Source organism: Vreelandella neptunia (assembly GCF_022489065.1).
Lineage (GTDB): Bacteria > Pseudomonadota > Gammaproteobacteria > Pseudomonadales > Halomonadaceae > Vreelandella > Vreelandella neptunia_A.
Genome location: NZ_JAKVTW010000020.1, coordinates 1 through 18,003, shown reverse-complemented (window position 1 = coordinate 18,003; position 18,003 = coordinate 1). Strand labels below are relative to the sequence as shown.

Below are 18,003 nucleotides of genomic sequence, written 5' to 3'. Positions count from 1 at the left end.
ACCTCCTAGCGCTGTTCTTCAGCCACTGCCGCGGATTCCCCAGCGCCAGCTTCGTCGTTGGTTTCTTCTGGGGTGTTCTGCGCTTCAGGCTTGGCCACATCAAACGGCGTCATCATCCGCTCAGCGACCATGGCAGTGGGGCTGACACGATCCATCACCAGCCCGACCTCCAGACTTTCCTCGAAGCCGCCTTCTGCTCCTGGTTTGGGGATCTTTCGCAATAGGCCGGTAACTCGTCCCTCAACATGAAGGGCGGTGCCGGCCTCGTACTCGACAAGTCGATCGACAACGCGCCCAAAAGCAGCCATGGACACCACGCCGGTATGCTGAAAGGAGCGCCCCAGGTCCGGTCGGTCAGGGCCGATCTGCAGGTACGCTGTGGAGGGTGGTCCCTCCTTCTCGGGAGTTTTCACCCCCCTCAGCAAGCCAATAGCAATGAAACGATTGAAAAGATGTTTTTCGATGTTGCCCTCGATCATCGGGGCAGCCGGCTGGATGTTGTTGGCCACCAACTCGGCACTCAGGTGCTGCTCACCCGTGTGGTGTGCACGGCGCACAATGCCGCCAACATGGCCGAAAATTTCAATGTAAGAATCAACATCCAGCTTGGCTGCGCGATCAGATAGATGATTCGGAATTCGGACAATGATCTGATTTACAGATTGGATTAGGGCTTCTGTGCTTCGCTTGTTCTTACCAACCTTGAGCACCATCAGACCAGAACGACCGCGCTCCTTTGGCGTCTCTTTTCGTAGAATCTGGGCGTGGGCGATAAAGACGTTCATTGGTCTGCCTCCAGGTAAAAAATCTCGGCGCGACGGTTTGCCGCCCGCGCTTCATCAGTCGTGCCGTCAACCAACTTGGGATAGATGCCATGCCCTTCCGTCAGGAACCGGGCCTTTGGCCAAGCCAAATGGAGCTGTCCCGCGATCGCATCAGCGCGGCGCTGTGAGAGTGAAATGTTGTAGGACTCAGGGCCGATATGGTCGGTGTACCCAACAATGAGCACACGGCCAGCCAGGTCTTCTCCTTCCAGGAAGGAAGCCATTTCACGCTGAGAGGTAGGCGTCAGCGTTGTTGAGTCGAACTCGAAATGGAAGCGCGCCAGAGGCACAGACTCCATGGCGTCCTTGTAGTCATCCAGCATTGAGGCATGGCGCTGCTGCCAATAGGCCTCGTCGTAAACGGTGCCGCCGTAAGCGTAGCGATCAAGCCCCTGGCCAGCCCCGTAGTACCAGTTGGTGGTACGGGTCGCGTTGACCCCTTGAAGCGTATAGGCAGGGATCACCACATGCCGACTGGTCATCGTGTTATACGATTCAGGTAGCGTTGACGTGCGTGCGTGCTCCAGAGCCGGAGGATGTGCTGCACAGCCAGCGAGAACAGCTGTCAGCGCGACAGCAAGCACAGGGTTTCGCAGTGTCATCAAAGGTTCTCCAGGTACTTGATTACCGCCTCGGCCCTCTCGGCAACGTCTCCCGACAGGCTCAATAGCTTCACTTCAGAACGAGACACAGCGACAAAGGCAGGGTACTCACGAAGACCTGCCCGACCAGCAAGCCTCGCTGCTCGCTCAATCGCCTCGACAGAGCTGGGATCGCTGATATGGTCGTCCGCAAACTCGTTCCACCGAACTTGGGGAACATGCAATTGGAGGTGCGCCAGCACATCGTCATAGTCCTTGAGGGGAACCCCGGTTTCGCCAGCCGTGAGAAAGGCTTTGCGAACGTCATTGGCGACCCCTGGAATAGAACGAGATGCGTAATAAGCGCGTTCGCGCCATGCTCGTTCAAGGCCGGTATGGGAAGGCAGGGGAGCATAGCGGTACTCCAGGCCCGCCGCTTCGACGGCTGCCTGAATAGAAGAGTGGTGTTTGTCCATGGCCTGGCAGTGCGGGCAATCGAAGCTGGCAAACTCAACCAGCGCCAGAGGCTGATCATTTCCGGCATGAGCGCCAGCAGCGAGCCCCAAGGTGGCCACGGTGACACCGAGAATTCTACGGATGGGGTGTAGCAGGCGGGTAGGGGAAATCATTGGTCGCTCTCCCCCGACTGATCACTAGATTCGTTACCTTGGTGGCTTTCGATCCAGGCGTCTTCGTGCAGCAAGCGCCACACGGTAAAGCGACAAGCATAGTCAGCTGATTCAAACGCCTCATGCACCGATTCCTGTTGCTTAGGAAAGGTTAGCTGCGTCAGTGAAGTTGCCACATTGCCAAACCAAAGAACGGGCTGACAGGTTCGCTCAATTCGAGCTTCTGAATCGGTCGCCAGGACAATCCATGCGACCCAAACTAATATGGCCACGCCAATAAGCGTGCTGCCTCGCATCGCCATCATCTCAATTCCGCCTCCCAGCGGTGCTCTCTCATAGGTGCCCTTATTGGGCCTCGCAGGTAGATAGGGCAGCCACTGACACTTAACCGGGGGAAGTAGAGATTTTTTTGCGCGAGTCGCTTTGCTGGCGCATGCCAAGGCTTAGAGGGAGAAGAAAACGACTATCGAGGGAGGCTTAGAACAGGGAGAGCTGGGTTTCTTGAGATTGAGGAGAGGGGGAGGCGCTGCTTTGCTCATTATCGGCTTTCAAATACTCTCCAGAGGCATCATCAACACCAGCGAGCCACGCCATATCCTCAGGCGACCAAGGACGATAAGGAGAGGGCTGATAGTTGCCCAGCGTTTTGTGTATTTCATGAGACAGGAGGTAAGCCTCGTAGCACCCTTGATCCATTACCTTTCCGTTAGGATGTGTTTTCGGAATGCTAACCCAAATGCTAAAGCTGGCGCGATCGCATCGACCGCGCTAGCTTACTTCTTACTGGGCGGGCTTATCAGCCACCAGGATAGTCACGTTTACGCCAGTCCCAGCGAACTCACCCTGATAGCTAGCAGTCCATTCCACCTCCCAGCCCGGCAGTAGATCCTTGTCGAGCATGCTGCCGGGGAGGATAGCCACAAGGCGCCCGCCAGGAGCTAGACAACTCGCTGCGGCTTCAAGATGATGCAGGGCTCGACCTTTGCTGTACGGAGGGTTCATGACTATTTTGGTGTAGCTTCTGGCCGTATTTGCCCACTCCAGAAAGTCGGCTTGATGGCAGCGAAACCCCTTCGCCGCTAGCACCTTGCAATGCAGCGGTGCCAGCTCGACACAGGTAGTCCGATCTTTGGGAAGCATATCAGCAATATGGCCCTGGCCAGCACTTGGCTCCAGCACCGTATCCTGGTCGTTGATCTCGGCCAATTCTACGACCTCATACGCCAAGCGCTCCGGGGTAGGGTAATACTGGTGGCTCTTATGGTCAGGGATGCAACCACTGGCAACAATCTCATCCAAAATCGGCTTGGTGTGGTAGTCGAACTCGAACCACGACACTGCGCCGTTATCACTGAATACCTTAACCCCACCGATGGCCTTGAGCACCTGCTCAGCCTCAGCCAACGCTACCTTATCCTTCACTCCATAATCGAACTCAATCGCCCAAGGGTTTTCTGTCTTCGGCGACCGTGTTTCGAGATGTCGAAGGTGGCTAGGGCAGCGGGTAGGGACGCTGCGCATGGAACCGAGTAAATTGATGACCGCAAATTGAAGTGGGCGATCCATTAGCACAAAGTCTTTAGGCTTGCGCTTAGGCGGGGTGCGGAACTGGGAAGGAATTGCTGTCGGGTGTAAATGCGCCAGCACTTGGTTTAGGCGAAAAGCGATTTCGGGGTGTACCTCAAAATGCGCCGTGCCTTTTTTAAAGACCTTCAGGTACAGAGCGCCACCATCAACCATAAACCGCTTGCCTGGGGTGCGCCGTGCAATATCAATCAATCGGCTAGTGGCCTGCCAGTTTGGTTCATCCCGGCCCATAAATTTAGCAATGACTGAGCGAAGGTCATTGATATGGCCTGCCTGATCATGATTCACCGTCTCATAGGAAGTGACGACATAATTGAGGATCATCCGTTTGTAGAAACCTTCAGGCCGATTGGTAACATGCTCACGGCTTAGGGCACGGAATATACCGTCGACACGCTCAGCTAGGAAGGTGCCGCGCATCATTAGCAGCTCGGTCAGGGTTGCCCTTACGGTTTCCTCAGTGAAGTCAGGGGTTTTCATCTCGTTAATCTGCTCCCACCACTCGCTACGGCGAGTCTGAGGCATGAAGTCGAGAACATCGGTCATCTTCAAGGCCCGGTCCCAATATTCAGCGTTCAGCGCTGCGATCGCGCCTTCTTCAATAAAAATATTCTCTGTGGACAGTGATGAGTAACGTGTGTTGTCGTGCTTGCGATTGCCCTGGATGAAGTAGTTGACGACACCTTTACGATCACCATCAAACAGTGCCGCCACTTCTTCCACACGCCTACGCATTGCGTTGTAGCGCCCCACCAGCCCATCGACCATATCTGTCGAGGCCGGGGCGAAGAACTCCCCCATATCTCCAAGATATTCTGTGCTGTCATAGCTATCAATGGCTCCGTGAATCATGGTCCCGTTCCCTATTTAGTGATCTATTACAAGCGAGCTTCCGAGGTGCCTGGCTTCCTGCGTAGGTGACGCCGACCGGCTGCCTTCGTTATGATGTAAACACTTTAATGCAGCATTACTGTTTACGGCAAGTAAAAATGTGTTCAATGCACACTTTTCAGGGGATACCATGTCCACAGATTACATCAGCACTCAACAGCTATACGCGGCGCTGGCAAGGCTTAGAATGAAGGGGCGTGCATGTGATGCAGCTTCAGATGTGATTATGAAGGTGTGCGATACATACGCTAAAGCAGCCAATAAGCATGGCGTGTCCAGAGCTGCTGTTTCTCAGGCAGCAAAGCGAATACAGGCGGAAGTAGATCGGGTGTTCGTGGCAGTCGAGGTGAGATTGCCCAAGGACAAGCTGCTGGCGCTGGATGAATGGCTAGCGAGTCAAGGAGGGGCAAGACTAACCAGCAGCGACGTTGAGAAAGGAGAGCCGTAGCAGGTTAAGGCGGGGAATATTGACAGAAGAAGCGGGCTGGCGAGCCAACCCGCTGCATCACATCCTGGATGAAGGGTCTATTTAGGCCCAGCAAATCACAAAGAGGGGCGGCGCTCGCCTGCTTCGGGCGGTGCATACTGGCTAAGGGTAGCCTCCAACTGCTCGGGTATCTCAAGGCAAGTACGAAGCTCGCATTGAGCATGGATCAGTAGTGCCAGCTTGGGTGTCCACTCAGGAAGCCCGAGATGGCCGACATACTCCTCAGCGACAGGGCCAGCCAGAAACTCAGCCGCAGAGAACTGGTGCTTGAGGTTGTTGCTCTTTAGGTCATCAATCGCTTTCAAAAATACTTGCGTGAGTAACTGGCGGTGGGGCAGCAGCTTCTGCGACTGATGGCAATCGGTCGACACAATGCTCTGGCCCGGGATAAGCACATCAGCAAGTGCGGAAATTTGTGAGTCCATGATCTAACTACTCCTGCCCAGTGCCAGCCGCAAGGCTTTGAAAGTGACTGTTGATTGAAGCCATGACCTTCAACGGGTTGGCCACGCGCTCAAATCGAGCTTCGCTTGTGCCAGTGCCTGCCGCCGACATTTCCACCGTCCCATATCCTAGCAATCGACCCAAGATCGTCTGGTTCACTTCGGTCGAACGAATGTGATGAATAAATAGGGGTGTAACACGCCTGGCAATAATGCCGTGCCGCTCTATCACGCGATCGGGGCCTATGACGTACTCGTGAGCAAGGCGCTGATAGGCGACGTTCAGCAGCCCCCAGGCGGCCAACCCCATCCCTGCCCAGGAAAGGATGTTCGTCAGAGTCTCTGGAGCGTTTGCCCCAGCGAGGGTAAAGGGGGCATGAGGAGCAAAGTGCAATGCTGCCCCCAAGGGTACGAGCAACCAGTGTCCCAGCAGGGCGCGGTGACTGACTCGGAAGGTGGTCTTGCTTATCATGGGTTTCATCTCCCGGCTGCTGCCACCTCCGCTTCTTGCAGTCGGTGGCTCAATTGTGATTCTGCCGTTTCAACGTGGAAAAGCTCGATGCTGCCATCCGGCCAGCGGATCAGGACGAACCCATCTCGAAGCAGGTGGGTTAGAGGGGTAGGGCCAGAGATGACAGGTAACGAAGGGCCTTCGAGTGTGTGGAGTTCCCACCGACTGGCTGAGCGGTCATGAAAAAGAGCCGCGTTGTCAGCGCCACCTGGCCAATCCAGGTCACAGTCGCGTTCAAGACGCCTAACAAGCTGTCTCGCCTGGCGGGAATTACGCGGCCCGCTCATAGGCAACCTCCAGCCCACACACTTTCTTTACAGCACACTCAATTTCTTGGCGCACCCGGTCCATCGTCAGTAACCGCGCCCCCTCCTCATCAATGATCAGCGTCAGTGTTTCGTTGGTTTCGCGCAGGGCCGCCCTATCTACGACAAGTCGTGAGAGTAGGGAAAGCTCGTCGTGCGCGTTCGCAATAAGAGCATCTGAATCCATAATACCAACCTTAATTATACTAGACGACAGTTTTTATCTATGAATATATATGACAATTTATACTGATGCCTCGCCATTACTAATTGCCGTTATTACTGATTTACGGCGCTGTTTTTGCGATGGTTCGGGATTGTTCAGAGAATACTTTGTCTGGAAATGCTTCGCAGAGTTTTAAATATAAAACGTCGTATGGTATAAATTATTTATCTATAAGTAGCTTTGCCTGAAACCATCAAAACAACGGATTAAAAGGGGATCAAAATGACTATCAAGCGTACTCTCATGGGTCTGGCTGCCACATCAATGCTGCTGTTGGCTGCTGGTTGTGCTGCCCCGCAAGGGTCTGGCATGTTGCAGAACTCAGCCGTCAGCGCGATCACTGATGTGCTAGGAAGTCGCAACAACAATAGCGTCAGCGCAGCAGGAGCAGACTCGGCCAGTCACATGCAGGGCGTTCAGGGTTTGGTTAATGGCGGAAAAGCAGGTATGAGCGGTGCCGCCTACGGTGCTGTTGGCGCTGGCGCGCTAGGTCTGGCTGACAAGGGGATGCGAAGCGCTTTCACCGCATTGCAGGGCGAATCCGAAGTCGGGTTCGAGGACGTTGCCAACATGAAACAGAACATCGTCAAGAGCGATACTTATGTCGATGGTGAAGGCCGTACTTGCATTGATTACCACATCACTGTCACTGGTGGCCCCGAGGACAATGATCAGAATGTCACGACTTGCCAGAATGCTGGTGGCGACTGGGAACGAATCTGATTCGATCAGCGGCCACTCTATTAGTGGCCGCTCAGCTTTTGGAGGGCAAAATGGCTGACGATAATCTCAATACATCGCGGTTCGATAAGTCTGCTTTGGACATGACGAGACTGGAAGCCTTTACGATGGCCGCCATGCACGCCATTCTGCTTGGTGAGGGAGGGGGTAAATTAAGCCCCGAGGAAGTCGGCGAGAGCGCGGCAGCCTTTGCCGAAGCATCGCTCTCCGCGGCCTCTGAAACGCTCGATGACCACGACACGAAACCGAGTTAAACCCATGCAAGACTGCAAGTACGCGATCGGGCAGCAACCTTTATGGTGTGCTGCACGATTTCGTTTGACTGCACTTCCCTATTTGTAGTAACGCGGGTATTTCTATGTGTTGTGTCGACTTAGGTTGTCTTTTCCTACGGGTATAGTCCGATATGCAGGTCTGTAATAGAGCCATTTTTCTAAGCATTGAGAGAATTCATGGTTTACCCATTAACTACCGCCAAGATCAAACAAACTGAAAGCATGATCGCCCTCACTACTGGCTATCTCTCAAGGGTCGATTGGCTCCAGTATTGAAAGCGATTGTCATGCTGGCCTCGGTCACACCAGCGTCACCTGAAATTAACCGTCTACGCATTCAGCAAACTTGCGATACTGTGGTGCAGATAACAGTTGAAACGCAGTTAGATTCGAGGATAAGCACAGCAAGCTAATCAACGATGTTGATGTTAGTTTAGTTCCCACGTCACACTGACCGCTAAACCATTGGGCGTGCGATTACTAAGCTTAAGGCGTGCATTTTGGCGCTGAGCCAACTCAGAAACAATCGATAAACCCAACCCGCTGCCAGTAGTGCACTGGCCAGACGCGCGCCTAAAGCGTTCAGTAACTTTATCCAGTAGTGCCTCGGGCAGTCCGGGGCCAGTGTCTCTCACAATAAGTTGAGGTGCTCCTTCCTCTAGTGACAACTCTACCTCTACATGACCACCTTCCAGGGTATAGCGTAAGGCGTTATCCAAGAGGTTACGAAAAAGAATGCCCACCTCGACTTCGTCGGCGCGAACCTCCAGCTGGTTTAAGCCTGTTAGCCTCAAGTGCTGATCTCGCTCTTCAGCGAGTGGCCATAGTTCTGCCATTAATTCAGCAATAATAGGATAGAGATCGATAGTAGTAGGTGAGGTTGTGGCCACTTGATCCAACCGAGCCAAAATAAGCAGTTGTTCTACCACCCGTTGAAGCCGCTCAACCCCGACATAAGCCTTTTGCAAGGATTGCTCTTCCCCTGCCTGCGCATTATCTAGGTGGATTCTCAACGCAGCCAAGGGAGTGCGTAATTCATGGGCCGCATCTGCAGTGAAGCGCCGCTCGCGCTCTAACGTGGCTTTCAACCGGGCGATAAAGTCGTTTAGCGATTGACGTAATCCATTAAGTTCTTGAGGAACCGGATTATCGATTTTACTCAGGTCGCGGGCAGAGCGGCCTTGCACCTGACTAGAAAGCGCTTGGATAGGCGCAATCCCCCGCCGGATAATACGGCTCATCAGCCAAAGGAGGAGTGGCAGCAAAAAAAGCATCGGCAATGAATTATTCCAGGTGATGCGCTCCACTACTTCATCATGAAACGAACCTCGCAGCCCCATGCTGATCCAGGTATCGCTGGCAATATCGAACATGCTGAACACCCGCCAACGATGACCATCGTAGCTTTCCCAGCGAAATCCCTCCTCTAAAGGCACGGGAAAAGGCCCGGCATCGTTCCATTTACCCCCTAACAGCCTGGGTGAGCCATCTGCATTCCAAAAACCCAGTACTAATTTAAGCTCTTCCTCGTGGTAAAGCTTGGGGCCTGATTCAGAACTACTCACGGGGACTGAGTTACCGTCGTGATATAGCTGAGCCGGATGTTCTGGAAGACCCATGCGCAAAGCTAGGCGAGCATAGTCGTCAATGGTCGCATCTGGATCAAGTTGGCCAGCCACAATCCGGCTATGCAGACTGAGCTGAGTATCGAGAACTTCTTCTAGCTCGTGATCGGTAATTAAGTAGGCTGCGGTAAACGCAACGCCCCCGGCGAGAACTAGGACAATGGCGAGCGTGCGGAGTAGATAACGCCGTATCGATATCATTGCGCTTGACTATCCAACCGGTAGCCAATCCCACGCACGTTAATGATCAGATGCTTTTCAAGCTTTTTACGCAGATGATGAATGTGAACCTCCACCGCATTGGACTCGACCTCTTCGCCCCAACCATAAAGCAGATTTTCCAAACGGGGACGAGACAGCACTCTGTCGGGGTGCCTGGCTAGCTCTAACAATAGAGCATACTCACGTCGACCCAACTTTACGTCTTTGCCCCGCCAACTCACCGCATGACGCGCCTCATCAATACTCAGCGCTCCCAGTGTCAATACTTGCGAAGCGCGCCCCTCAGCGCGTCGCATGACCACACGCAAACGGGCAAGTAACTCCTTCAAGTTAAAAGGCTTGAGCACATAGTCATCCGCCCCCGCATCTAAACCGCCAACACGGTCTTCCATTGCGTCGCGGGCCGTCAAAATCAAAATAGGTAGAGTGGATTGCTGACGGAGTAAATGCAGTACCTGCATGCCGTCCATATCAGGCAGGCCAAGATCCAAAATAATCACACTGAATGTCTCGCTTTCGATAGCGCTGATTGCCTCGCGGCCAAGCATAAACCAATCGACCGTGTACCCCTCGCGTTCCAGCGCCGTTTTAATGCCATCCCCAAGCAAGGGATCATCTTCTATTAGCAGTGCACGCATGCTGCTCCCCCAATCTATAAACCGCTATCTTCGCCACTAAAACTTAAGCTTTTCTTAAATACGGCAACGTATCCCCCACAAAGCATACGCATCTGAATTCAACCTGTAAGTCAGCCACCCTTTTTTGCAAACCTTTTACGCAGCTTAACTCTTCTTTAAGTTACTTAGGCTCAAGCTGCCTCTTTCGCCATGGGCAAAGCCAAAGCAGCGCCTTCACTGGCGGTCATTTTGAATCTGCCCTGTCGCTACCGCGGGCAGGTCATTTTCTATTAACTGAATAGAGCGCCAGAGTATGCACTTACTAACACTGATTAGAACAAACTATTATTTAAAAATAATGGCCCGTTTTGTAGAAAAAAGAATGAAGCGATTTTTACTCGGAGGTATACGGTATATCGTCAAAGCGCCTGCACCAGAAACCATTAATAACCTTGTGGGCATAGAAAAAATTCTCATTATTCGTCCCAATTTTCGTCTGGGCAACGCGCTAATCAGTACCCCTGTCATCGATGCTTTTCGTGAACGTTTTCCTTCCGCGCGAATAGACTATTTAGCCACTGATAAAACATTGCCATTGTTGCAACAGCGGCCTATTGACCATTTTTATTCACTGTCGAGAGCCGCCATTCTTCGTCCCTGGCAGTGCGTGACGCTATTACGACGCCTAAGGTCTCAGCGCTATGACCTAGCGGTACAAGTGAGCGGAGGATCAATGAGCGGCTTTATCGTGACCCGGTTAATAGGAGCACGGTACAGCATGGGTTCAGGCAAAGGTCACCAGCGCTGGTACAACATTGAGGCGGAAGGTAAGTCATCACATGCCTATGATGCCATCGTCAATTTGACACGCCCGCTCGGCGTTGCTTGCCGTAATCGGCCACTGCTCCAGCTAACGGAGCAGGAACGCTATCAAGCCATGACGAAGATCCAACAGCTATTCAGTCTGCATAGCGACCACTCATCAGATACAGACTTTATTGCGATCTTCGTAGGCGGGCATCAAAACAAACGTTGGCCGTTGGCATTTTGGCTAATGCTAATCGATGCCATGGAAGCCTGCAAAATACGTTATGTCGTTTTCCTTGGACCGGAGGAGTTTAGGCTTCTAGCCCCTATTGAGCAGCGTTTGATGTCATCACGGTATGGTAGCTTATGCCCGCCGCTTCCTATCCGTCACTTTGCCGCTGTTCTAGGGCGAGCGCGGTTACTCGTGACACCAGACTCCGGGCCTATGCACTTAGCGGCAGCACTCGATATCGCCACCATTTCCCTAGTACGCCAGAAAAAATCACTCGCCTTCGTACCACGAGAAGCCTATGACACTATTCTGTGGCGCCCAGAGAACAGCGCGGTAATAGACGCCATACGCGCTAATCTTGACGGACAAAACGCAACGGCTCCCGTTCAATCGGCCTCGGCAACAAACCAACCAACACAGTGGGTAAGAACACCACCCAGCGCTACTCATTTGCATTCTAGCTGCTGAATTAAAACGAATAACTTTTCGTTAAGTTTTGCGCTTTATAGTGACCCTACTGTTACGTTATCGAGAGTACTGTCTTGCCTATTTCAACGACGTCAAAATCCAATGGCACGGGTGTTAAACGCATCTTCCGCGCTTCTATCAATGCAGTATCGGGTTTAAAAGCTTGCTGGATAAATGAATCTGCCTTTAGACAAGAGGTTATGCTCTGTCTCATCCTCTACCCGTTTGTATTTCTTGTTAATGTCACTTCCGTAGAAAAAGCATTGCTGTTTTCTTCACTCACCCTTGTAGTGATAGTGGAACTCATTAACTCCGCCATCGAAAGCACCATTGACCGTATCGGACTAGAACATAACGACCTTAGCGGGCGTGCTAAAGACATGGGGGCTGCCGCAGTTATGGTGACCATTTTTATGATGATGGGTGTGTGGCTATGCGTGCTGCTCTACTAAATATCCTAAAACCCGTAGCATCCGCGTGGATTTTATTTCTAATCGCCATATCGGTCTTCAGTATTTTAAAAATAGATTTTACGATAACTGACTTTATATATCGCTTTCAGGATAATTCCTGGGCGTGGAAAGATACCTTGATTACCCAAGACATTCTTCACAAAGGCGGTAAACGGCTAAGCTTAGCGATGGGTTTAGTCACACTCCTCCTTTTGATACTAAGCACCGTGGTAACTCGTCTTAAAGCGTATCGCACGCCGCTTTTATATCTTTTTTCCGCAACGCTTCTTTCAACGCTGCTTGTCGCAACGCTTAAACACCTTGTGAACATGGAATGCCCTTGGGATTTAGTTCGCTATGGCGGGGAACGAGACTTTATTGGCTTGCTCAATATACGGCCTTCCTCCATGCCAGCATCCGCCTGCTTTCCCGCCGGGCATGCCAGCGCAGGCTATACGTGGATAGCCCTCTACTTCTTTTTTGCCGCCATACGGCCTCATTGGCGATGGGCAGGGCTTTCTCTGGGTTTAGGGCTTGGCCTTACGTTTGGGATCACTCAACAGTTCCGCGGGGCGCACTTTCTCTCCCACGACCTCTGGACCGTCATGATTTGTTGGACCGTAAGCTTTGTCGTTTCAAGATTCTTATTACACCCCAGCGTTCATTAATCTTTTCATTCAGAGATCTTTTCGATGCGTCCTTTGCTATCATTGCCATCAAATGTTGTTGGCACCGCTTGGCATTATCGCCCCACATTAAGCACGGAGCAGCTTGTCTTATGGGCCGTTGTCATATTCAGTGTTTTTTACAATGTCCCTTTTTGGCAAAAAGCCTTTGCTGGCTATGACCCTCTTGCCGTCCAGGCGTGGCTAACCTTTGCCACTATGTTTTTGGTGATGACCTGTCTTAACTATTTAGCCTTTATTAGCATTGCTTTTCGAACACTGGTAAAGCCATTATTAACCTTACTTTTTCTGATTGCCGCTTTCGTCAGTTACTTTACTAGCTATTACGGCACCTATTTTGATACTTCAATGTTAGACAACGTGCTTCAAACGGATACTAACGAGGCACAGGAGCTTCTTACACCCGGATTACTGATTCATTTAATGATCTTTTTCTGTTTGCCAACCATCATGATTTGGCGCGTTAAAATCACACAGTCAACTTGGAAGAAGGCAGTGTTGCGTCGCTTAGCTTATTGCCTTGCCAGCACTGCTATATTGCTGTTAGCAATTTTTTTATCTTACCAAGAAGTGTCGTCACTCATGCGCAACAATAAAGAGCTGCGCTACTTGGTGACCCCAGGTAACTATATTGTTTCGATGACGCAGGCGCTTTCGAGCCAACACGCTTCCGCGAATACGGTGCGTTTCCCGGTGGGTGAGGACGCCAGTATCAGTTCACAAGCAGGTGACAAACCCACACTGCTCGTCATCGTGGTGGGCGAAACGGTACGGGCAGCGAATTGGGGGTTAAATGGTTATGAACGCCAAACCACACCCAAACTTGCCCAGCAGCCTGACGTTATCAATTTTTCAGATGTTTCCTCATGCGGTACAAGCACAGCGGTCTCATTACCCTGCATGTTTTCATTACCAGGGCGTGCCGATTACGCTAAATCGTATGCTCGGCAACATGAATCTTTGCTGGACGTATTAGCCCACGCCGGGTTAGAGGTCACCTGGCTTGATAACCAGTCAGGCTGTAAAGGTGTCTGCGACGGAGTGACGACAAAAGCGCTCTCGCCAGAGGAGTATGCGTCTTTGTGTCAAGATGGGCGATGCTTGGATGAAGCACTGGTTCAAGCCTTGACCAAGCAAATTAGCGGTACCTCAGCTGATCAGGTGGTTGTGCTGCATCAGCTAGGCAACCATGGCCCCAGCTATTACCAACGCTACCCTGAAGACTACGAACGTTTTGTTCCCGCTTGCACCACCGCTGATTTAGCCAAGTGCTCAAGAGACGACATTACCAACAGCTACGACAATGCCATTCTATATACCGATACTGTGTTGGATCAGGTGATTGAGAAGTTAAAGCGTCAGGAAGACTACGCCACTGCGATGATCTATCTCTCTGATCATGGTGAATCACTGGGAGAAAAAGGGCTTTATTTGCACGGCATTCCCTACGCCATTGCCCCCAACGAACAGACGCATGTGCCTATGGTGTGGTGGCTATCCAGCGCATTTTCACAGCAGCAAGGGCTTGATACGGACTGCTTACGCCAAGTCTCTGATCAAGCCGCCTCGCACGATAACTTATTTCACAGTGTGCTGGGGTTGCTTAACGTAGCAACGGACGTTTACCAGCAGGCAAAAGATATTAACCAGCCGTGCCGGAGCCTCGCCAATTAATAACTACTTAAGTGATCGTTAAGTATTCCATGGCAAGCTGCTCTCCATTCTGCTCAACTATTCTGGTGTATGCACATGGTTTTATCGCATCTATTGGACTCCAACCAAGGTTTTTGGAGACGGCTGCTACCCAAAAAAAAGGCAACAGTAGGGGGCTTGGTAGGCGGTGCCAATATCTCTATTCATTCTGCTAAATGGCTTTCCTTTAGGGTCAGCATTGTTTTGATTGCTTTACTAACGACTCTGCTATGGTTATCGGGAATAGAAATCATCGAGATCACTATCGCCGCATTAAGTGTAACGTCAAGTGGTATATCTCAGTTACTTGGACGCTATTATTCTGTCAGTGTATTGAAAATGGTTGAAAATGATTTGATAGATACGCTCGGCGCATTAGGAGCTGCAGGAGTTGGAACCTTAATAATTTTATATCTATTGGGTTAACATACTTAATGTACAATATTGAAAATAAAATTCACTTATTAATGCAAGTAGGAAAAAATAAAGATTAATGAAACATGATTAGCCTATGCTAAGTGTCTTATACAAGACGAACTATATTTTTAACGTTTTGACTTGTTTATCTAGCCGGAAATGATAATGTTGGGAGCCTTTTAATACCCGACGAATTTACTCAAGCATAGCAGGCATATTGGGTGACTTGGTTTAGAGCGTCGGGTTTTCAACCAGAGACACCATGCCATGACATTTGCCACCATATTGATTTTGGCTTTTTCCATGTCGGCAGATGCCTTCGCTGCTTCCATCAGCAAAGGCGCTGAGCTACAAAAACCCTCGTTTCGGCACGCCATCAGCATTGGGCTGATATTTGGTACTATCGAGACCATAACACCCCTGCTGGGCTGGTTGGCCGGGGTAGCATCGCAGCGCTTTGTGCAGGCTTGGGATCACTGGGCTGCGTTCTCAATTTTATTGGTTATTGGTTTACATATGGTGTATTCGGGCCTATGCAAAGAAGACAAAATAGCCCAAGAAAAGCAAACACTATGGTTATTGATATTAACGGCTATTGCTACGAGTATTGATGCCATGGCCGTTGGTGCAAGCCTTGCCTTTATTGATGCCAATATCATCGCTACCAGCTTAGCTATTGGTTTAGCCACTACTGTCATGGCATCAATTGGCACCTTATTGGGCCACCAATTTGGCAAATACGTTAGCCACTGGGCTGAGCTGATCGGTGGGATCGTTTTAATTGGTATTGGCCTGGGAGTGTTAGCAGAACATACAGCCTTTTTTAACTGATCTTTTCTGAGCTATAATATTCAGAAACAGTGTTAAAGAAATGTGCGTAGTAATCTCTGGAAAACAGGGCTATTCACGTAGCATACACACAGTACCAATCTACTGGTTTTTTTAGTTCAGCCTTCATAAGATAGTTCAGTTTTGATATTTCCCTGTTAGAGTGTGGACGTGGTGGGCAGATTATATCAAGCATGCGATCATAAAAAGCGCCTCGGTAGTGCCAATAGAGGATAATCAAGCCTGTCAGACCGCATACAGGCTAACCAGCTCGCTATCTTAGGTGCTACCTGTAAATCAGCACGAATTAAAGTCGGATTGTAGTAGCCTGTTTATGTAGTTAGATAGCCAAGAAACTTCTCCCCGGTGAATTGCTATAGAAGCTAAGAGCACAATCCAAAAGGAAAAATTTTATAGATTTAGCTATAGTCAATCAGCTTTGACCTGGATACGTAACCTACCACCGCTGCTCGTCTCTATCGGGCAGGGCGACGTGCCTCTGACTGTAATTCCCACAGCCTCATCTCTTTACCAGGAGAGAACTACCGAGCGCTCTCCGGTAGCAAGGCAACTTGTGACGCAATAACATGAAAAACAGCGCTAAACTCCCTAACGGCATACCGATAAAAGGTTAGCGCAACAAGGGCCGACCGCGGCGGCAGTTGTGGCTGTGTCTGCTTTGAATGCTGAACACCGCTTGAGGCGAGAATGGGGGATATTGTCCGTCATTATTTTTCTCACGCCAGAGGCATCCGACCATGCGCTGGCGCCACTAAAACCGGAATACACCCTAGCCGCAAAGCAATTGATCGCTGACCGAAAGGAAATCCTCGTCCCTCTGCTTCAGGCAATAACCGAAAGCAAAGATAGCTTAGGCTACAAGGACACTGTATCTAAGCTCATTTTCTCGGGCGCGATCGGCAGGCGGTGGATTATACGAAGCTGGAGTTCAGACTGGGGGGCATCCGGCCTGATCTTATGGTCAATTTGAGCCAGATAGAGATCCTTGTCGAGGTAGCTGTAACCCATTTTATCGATGCGGCCAAGAGTCAATGGCTTAAGACCCGTGGCCAGCGCTGCATTGAAATCGACTTTGGGGGCATGAAAACGTCCTTCTCAAATATTGCGTGATGACCACTCCCGATTATCAGCTTATCCCCAGCCAGGGCGTAATCGAAGTGATGACATAAAACGAGCGCTCCGGCGCACCCTCGGAGGTGTCGACTCGTTCAATCTCCTGCCTAACAGCTAAAGGCCGGTCAAGAAAGTCGATATAAGTCTCAGAGGTATCGCCGTGACCTCACTCTGTTCGGTAGCAACAGCAGCCCTTGTTCACCTCTGTGAGCAGGAGAGGTAGAGGGTCAATAACTCGTTGAGGTCGCTACGCTCCTTTGCATAGCCATATAGCTCGTCTGCCTGAAGTCGACCATTTTGGTTCACTATTGCTACCAGGCGCATCACACTCTTGCGATCGGCCGTGTACTCCAGGTCAACCTGAATTGACATGTTGCTTGTAGTTATAGATGACTCCGAGGGTATCTCCTTCAACTCCATGTCTGGCAGACTTAGCTTTTTGCCTTAGGAGTCTTCACTCCCTCAAGCTTGTAATGCTCACCAAGCTCGATAGCGCGGCGCACCGATTCCAATACCGGTTTGCGCACTGCGCGGTAGCGGGTAGAATCAGGCGAGGCGAACCAGCCCTTCACCGTCTCCACGCTATACCCAGTCAAGGTGGCCACATGACTCTGGTTCAAGCCATGCCGCTCCATCAGCTGTCGGAGAGATTCATTCGTCGGTTTCTCGGAAGTGCTCATTAATATCTCTCTATATATCGCCACTGGTGCCTACCAGCAACTCACGTACATGTATGGCGCCTTAAAGCGCATTCAGGTGAAGACTACGCCTCAAAGCCCCAGCAGCGCCTAGCGCGACACTCGGCACTCTTCTGTGTATGCGCTTCTGCAAGACCAGGGGAGCTAACCTGGTTGTAGTGCGCCACACAGCGTGGAGTCTCATAAGTCAAGGTCGATTTCCACTAGCAAATCGACTGCTTGGTGAATATCTATGGCAGACCAAGGCTCCAACTCAGCAACGAACTCATTGTCGCGAATCAGACGCTGGATCTCAGGGTCCTATTTGATCGTCTCGATCTGCACGGTTGATGCCATGAGGTTCACCATTTGGCATCTATTTTAATAGGTGCTGCAAATAGTTTAATGTGCAATGCACACGTCTGCAATGCTTGGAAATATTTAGGCATTAAAACCCATCCACGATAAACACTTGGCTTTTGAGCTTCCGCAGTTCGGTAAGTCAGCTCAATAGTAACTAATAAAAAGTGTGCGCCTTACTTATAAAGTGTGCACTGTACTCTATTACAAAGGCCATCAGTATCACGACTCCTGGATTCAACTAATAAGTGCAGCACCTGCGGTTTCTAGTGCTCCTGAGTATTCG

Annotated in this window: 22 protein-coding genes; 9 read left to right on the top strand and 13 right to left on the bottom strand. The window is 50.8% G+C overall.

All coding sequences use genetic code 11. The features are described 5' to 3' along the window. Window positions 1-5: 5 nt before the first annotated feature. The 6 genes from MLE19_RS19570 to MLE19_RS19545 all read right to left on the bottom strand — a co-directional run bounded on the left by MLE19_RS19570 (window position 6) and on the right by MLE19_RS19545 (window position 4,473). On the bottom strand, window positions 6-785 hold the full coding sequence (locus MLE19_RS19570) for a hypothetical protein (RefSeq protein ID WP_035557823.1): 780 nt from the start codon (window positions 783-785) through the stop codon (window positions 6-8). Then, window positions 782-1,426, bottom strand: a complete 645-nt coding sequence (locus MLE19_RS19565; RefSeq protein ID WP_240719799.1) for an OmpA family protein — start codon at window positions 1,424-1,426, stop codon at window positions 782-784. The genes MLE19_RS19570 and MLE19_RS19565 overlap by 4 nt, the downstream gene beginning before the upstream one ends. After that, complete coding sequence (locus MLE19_RS19560) at window positions 1,426-2,034, bottom strand: thioredoxin domain-containing protein (protein ID WP_240719797.1); 609 nt, start codon at window positions 2,032-2,034, stop codon at window positions 1,426-1,428. Before MLE19_RS19560 ends, MLE19_RS19565 begins: the two co-directional genes overlap by 1 nt. Continuing rightward, window positions 2,031-2,339 carry a hypothetical protein gene (locus tag MLE19_RS19555; protein ID WP_035557818.1) on the bottom strand — a complete coding sequence of 103 codons (309 nt, stop codon included), beginning with the start codon at window positions 2,337-2,339 and terminating at the stop codon, window positions 2,031-2,033. Before MLE19_RS19555 ends, MLE19_RS19560 begins: the two co-directional genes overlap by 4 nt. A 172-nt stretch (window positions 2,340-2,511) precedes the next feature. Continuing rightward, window positions 2,512-2,730: a hypothetical protein gene (locus MLE19_RS19550; RefSeq protein WP_127062877.1), complete on the bottom strand. Its 219-nt coding sequence runs from the start codon at window positions 2,728-2,730 to the stop codon at window positions 2,512-2,514. Between the two features lie 84 nt (window positions 2,731-2,814). After that, window positions 2,815-4,473 carry a DUF4942 domain-containing protein gene (locus MLE19_RS19545; RefSeq protein ID WP_240719795.1) on the bottom strand — a complete coding sequence of 553 codons (1,659 nt, stop codon included), beginning with the start codon at window positions 4,471-4,473 and terminating at the stop codon, window positions 2,815-2,817. Between the two features lie 169 nt (window positions 4,474-4,642). Between MLE19_RS19545 and MLE19_RS19540 the strand changes: the two genes are divergently transcribed. Then, window positions 4,643-4,960, top strand: a complete 318-nt coding sequence (locus MLE19_RS19540) for a hypothetical protein (protein WP_240719793.1) — start codon at window positions 4,643-4,645, stop codon at window positions 4,958-4,960. A gap of 95 nt (window positions 4,961-5,055) precedes the next feature. Here MLE19_RS19540 and MLE19_RS19535 read toward each other — a convergent pair whose 3' ends face one another. Genes MLE19_RS19535 through MLE19_RS19520 form a run of 4 tightly spaced genes read right to left on the bottom strand, consistent with a single transcriptional unit; the run spans window position 5,056 to window position 6,445 of the window. Beyond that, window positions 5,056-5,424 (bottom strand): hypothetical protein, encoded by a 369-nt coding sequence (locus MLE19_RS19535; protein WP_240719791.1) that lies wholly within the window; start codon window positions 5,422-5,424, stop codon window positions 5,056-5,058. A 7-nt stretch (window positions 5,425-5,431) separates the two neighbouring features. Next, window positions 5,432-5,914 (bottom strand): PH domain-containing protein, encoded by a 483-nt coding sequence (locus MLE19_RS19530; RefSeq protein ID WP_240719790.1) that lies wholly within the window; start codon window positions 5,912-5,914, stop codon window positions 5,432-5,434. 5 nt (window positions 5,915-5,919) lie between these two features. After that, a complete protein-coding gene (locus MLE19_RS19525; RefSeq protein WP_240719789.1) occupies window positions 5,920-6,240 on the bottom strand; it encodes a hypothetical protein in 321 nt (106 codons plus the stop codon). Continuing rightward, on the bottom strand, window positions 6,224-6,445 hold the full coding sequence (locus tag MLE19_RS19520) for a hypothetical protein (RefSeq protein WP_240719788.1): 222 nt from the start codon (window positions 6,443-6,445) through the stop codon (window positions 6,224-6,226). Before MLE19_RS19520 ends, MLE19_RS19525 begins: the two co-directional genes overlap by 17 nt. Window positions 6,446-6,706: 261 nt before the next feature. Here MLE19_RS19520 and MLE19_RS19515 point away from each other — a divergent pair, with 261 nt between their 5' ends. Continuing rightward, window positions 6,707-7,207: a hypothetical protein gene (locus MLE19_RS19515; RefSeq protein ID WP_052703860.1), complete on the top strand. Its 501-nt coding sequence runs from the start codon at window positions 6,707-6,709 to the stop codon at window positions 7,205-7,207. A gap of 50 nt (window positions 7,208-7,257) precedes the next feature. Continuing rightward, window positions 7,258-7,479 (top strand): hypothetical protein, encoded by a 222-nt coding sequence (locus MLE19_RS19510; protein WP_240719787.1) that lies wholly within the window; start codon window positions 7,258-7,260, stop codon window positions 7,477-7,479. Window positions 7,480-7,928: 449 nt separating this feature from the next. Here the strand turns inward: MLE19_RS19510 and MLE19_RS19505 are convergent, their stop codons facing one another. Next, window positions 7,929-9,326, bottom strand: a complete 1,398-nt coding sequence (locus MLE19_RS19505) for an ATP-binding protein (protein WP_240719786.1) — start codon at window positions 9,324-9,326, stop codon at window positions 7,929-7,931. After that, window positions 9,323-9,985 carry a response regulator gene (locus MLE19_RS19500; protein ID WP_240719785.1) on the bottom strand — a complete coding sequence of 221 codons (663 nt, stop codon included), beginning with the start codon at window positions 9,983-9,985 and terminating at the stop codon, window positions 9,323-9,325. Before MLE19_RS19500 ends, MLE19_RS19505 begins: the two co-directional genes overlap by 4 nt. Before the next feature lie 361 nt (window positions 9,986-10,346). Here MLE19_RS19500 and MLE19_RS19495 point away from each other — a divergent pair, with 361 nt between their 5' ends. From MLE19_RS19495 to MLE19_RS19470, 6 genes are all read left to right on the top strand, one after another. Then, a complete protein-coding gene (locus tag MLE19_RS19495) occupies window positions 10,347-11,471 on the top strand; it encodes a glycosyltransferase family 9 protein (protein ID WP_240719784.1) in 1,125 nt (374 codons plus the stop codon). Between the two features lie 74 nt (window positions 11,472-11,545). Next, window positions 11,546-11,923 carry a diacylglycerol kinase gene (locus tag MLE19_RS19490; protein WP_240719783.1) on the top strand — a complete coding sequence of 126 codons (378 nt, stop codon included), beginning with the start codon at window positions 11,546-11,548 and terminating at the stop codon, window positions 11,921-11,923. Continuing rightward, window positions 11,905-12,591, top strand: a complete 687-nt coding sequence (locus MLE19_RS19485; protein ID WP_240719782.1) for a phosphatase PAP2 family protein — start codon at window positions 11,905-11,907, stop codon at window positions 12,589-12,591. Before MLE19_RS19490 ends, MLE19_RS19485 begins: the two co-directional genes overlap by 19 nt. Before the next feature lie 24 nt (window positions 12,592-12,615). Continuing rightward, complete coding sequence (locus tag MLE19_RS19480) at window positions 12,616-14,283, top strand: phosphoethanolamine transferase (protein WP_240719781.1); 1,668 nt, start codon at window positions 12,616-12,618, stop codon at window positions 14,281-14,283. A 75-nt stretch (window positions 14,284-14,358) separates the two neighbouring features. Beyond that, window positions 14,359-14,727, top strand: a complete 369-nt coding sequence (locus tag MLE19_RS19475; protein ID WP_240719780.1) for a hypothetical protein — start codon at window positions 14,359-14,361, stop codon at window positions 14,725-14,727. Window positions 14,728-14,985: 258 nt separating this feature from the next. After that, window positions 14,986-15,549 (top strand): manganese efflux pump MntP family protein, encoded by a 564-nt coding sequence (locus MLE19_RS19470; protein WP_240719779.1) that lies wholly within the window; start codon window positions 14,986-14,988, stop codon window positions 15,547-15,549. Between the two features lie 1,562 nt (window positions 15,550-17,111). Here the strand turns inward: MLE19_RS19470 and MLE19_RS19465 are convergent. Further along, entirely contained in the window at window positions 17,112-17,360 is a 249-nt protein-coding gene (locus tag MLE19_RS19465) for a hypothetical protein (protein ID WP_240719778.1), read from the bottom strand. Window positions 17,361-18,003 lie beyond the last annotated feature (643 nt).

What these genes read in the sequence shown, in the direction of transcription:
- MLE19_RS19480 (WP_240719781.1), top strand. Translation starts at nt 12,616, where the DNA reads ATGCGTCCTTTGCTATCATTGCCATCAAATGTTGTTGGCACCGCTTGG.
- MLE19_RS19465 (WP_240719778.1), bottom strand. Translation starts at nt 17,360, where the DNA reads ATGAGCACTTCCGAGAAACCGACGAATGAATCTCTCCGACAGCTGATG.
- MLE19_RS19545 (WP_240719795.1), bottom strand. Translation starts at nt 4,473, where the DNA reads ATGATTCACGGAGCCATTGATAGCTATGACAGCACAGAATATCTTGGA.
- MLE19_RS19495 (WP_240719784.1), top strand. Translation starts at nt 10,347, where the DNA reads ATGAAGCGATTTTTACTCGGAGGTATACGGTATATCGTCAAAGCGCCT.
- MLE19_RS19470 (WP_240719779.1), top strand. Translation starts at nt 14,986, where the DNA reads ATGACATTTGCCACCATATTGATTTTGGCTTTTTCCATGTCGGCAGAT.
- MLE19_RS19530 (WP_240719790.1), bottom strand. Translation starts at nt 5,914, where the DNA reads ATGATAAGCAAGACCACCTTCCGAGTCAGTCACCGCGCCCTGCTGGGA.
- MLE19_RS19525 (WP_240719789.1), bottom strand. Translation starts at nt 6,240, where the DNA reads ATGAGCGGGCCGCGTAATTCCCGCCAGGCGAGACAGCTTGTTAGGCGT.
- MLE19_RS19510 (WP_240719787.1), top strand. Translation starts at nt 7,258, where the DNA reads ATGGCTGACGATAATCTCAATACATCGCGGTTCGATAAGTCTGCTTTG.
- MLE19_RS19505 (WP_240719786.1), bottom strand. Translation starts at nt 9,326, where the DNA reads ATGATATCGATACGGCGTTATCTACTCCGCACGCTCGCCATTGTCCTA.
- MLE19_RS19475 (WP_240719780.1), top strand. Translation starts at nt 14,359, where the DNA reads ATGGTTTTATCGCATCTATTGGACTCCAACCAAGGTTTTTGGAGACGG.
- MLE19_RS19565 (WP_240719799.1), bottom strand. Translation starts at nt 1,426, where the DNA reads ATGACACTGCGAAACCCTGTGCTTGCTGTCGCGCTGACAGCTGTTCTC.
- MLE19_RS19520 (WP_240719788.1), bottom strand. Translation starts at nt 6,445, where the DNA reads ATGGATTCAGATGCTCTTATTGCGAACGCGCACGACGAGCTTTCCCTA.
- MLE19_RS19535 (WP_240719791.1), bottom strand. Translation starts at nt 5,424, where the DNA reads ATGGACTCACAAATTTCCGCACTTGCTGATGTGCTTATCCCGGGCCAG.
- MLE19_RS19515 (WP_052703860.1), top strand. Translation starts at nt 6,707, where the DNA reads ATGACTATCAAGCGTACTCTCATGGGTCTGGCTGCCACATCAATGCTG.
- MLE19_RS19540 (WP_240719793.1), top strand. Translation starts at nt 4,643, where the DNA reads ATGTCCACAGATTACATCAGCACTCAACAGCTATACGCGGCGCTGGCA.
- MLE19_RS19570 (WP_035557823.1), bottom strand. Translation starts at nt 785, where the DNA reads ATGAACGTCTTTATCGCCCACGCCCAGATTCTACGAAAAGAGACGCCA.
- MLE19_RS19550 (WP_127062877.1), bottom strand. Translation starts at nt 2,730, where the DNA reads ATGGATCAAGGGTGCTACGAGGCTTACCTCCTGTCTCATGAAATACAC.
- MLE19_RS19500 (WP_240719785.1), bottom strand. Translation starts at nt 9,985, where the DNA reads ATGCGTGCACTGCTAATAGAAGATGATCCCTTGCTTGGGGATGGCATT.
- MLE19_RS19555 (WP_035557818.1), bottom strand. Translation starts at nt 2,339, where the DNA reads ATGATGGCGATGCGAGGCAGCACGCTTATTGGCGTGGCCATATTAGTT.
- MLE19_RS19560 (WP_240719797.1), bottom strand. Translation starts at nt 2,034, where the DNA reads ATGATTTCCCCTACCCGCCTGCTACACCCCATCCGTAGAATTCTCGGT.
- MLE19_RS19485 (WP_240719782.1), top strand. Translation starts at nt 11,905, where the DNA reads ATGCGTGCTGCTCTACTAAATATCCTAAAACCCGTAGCATCCGCGTGG.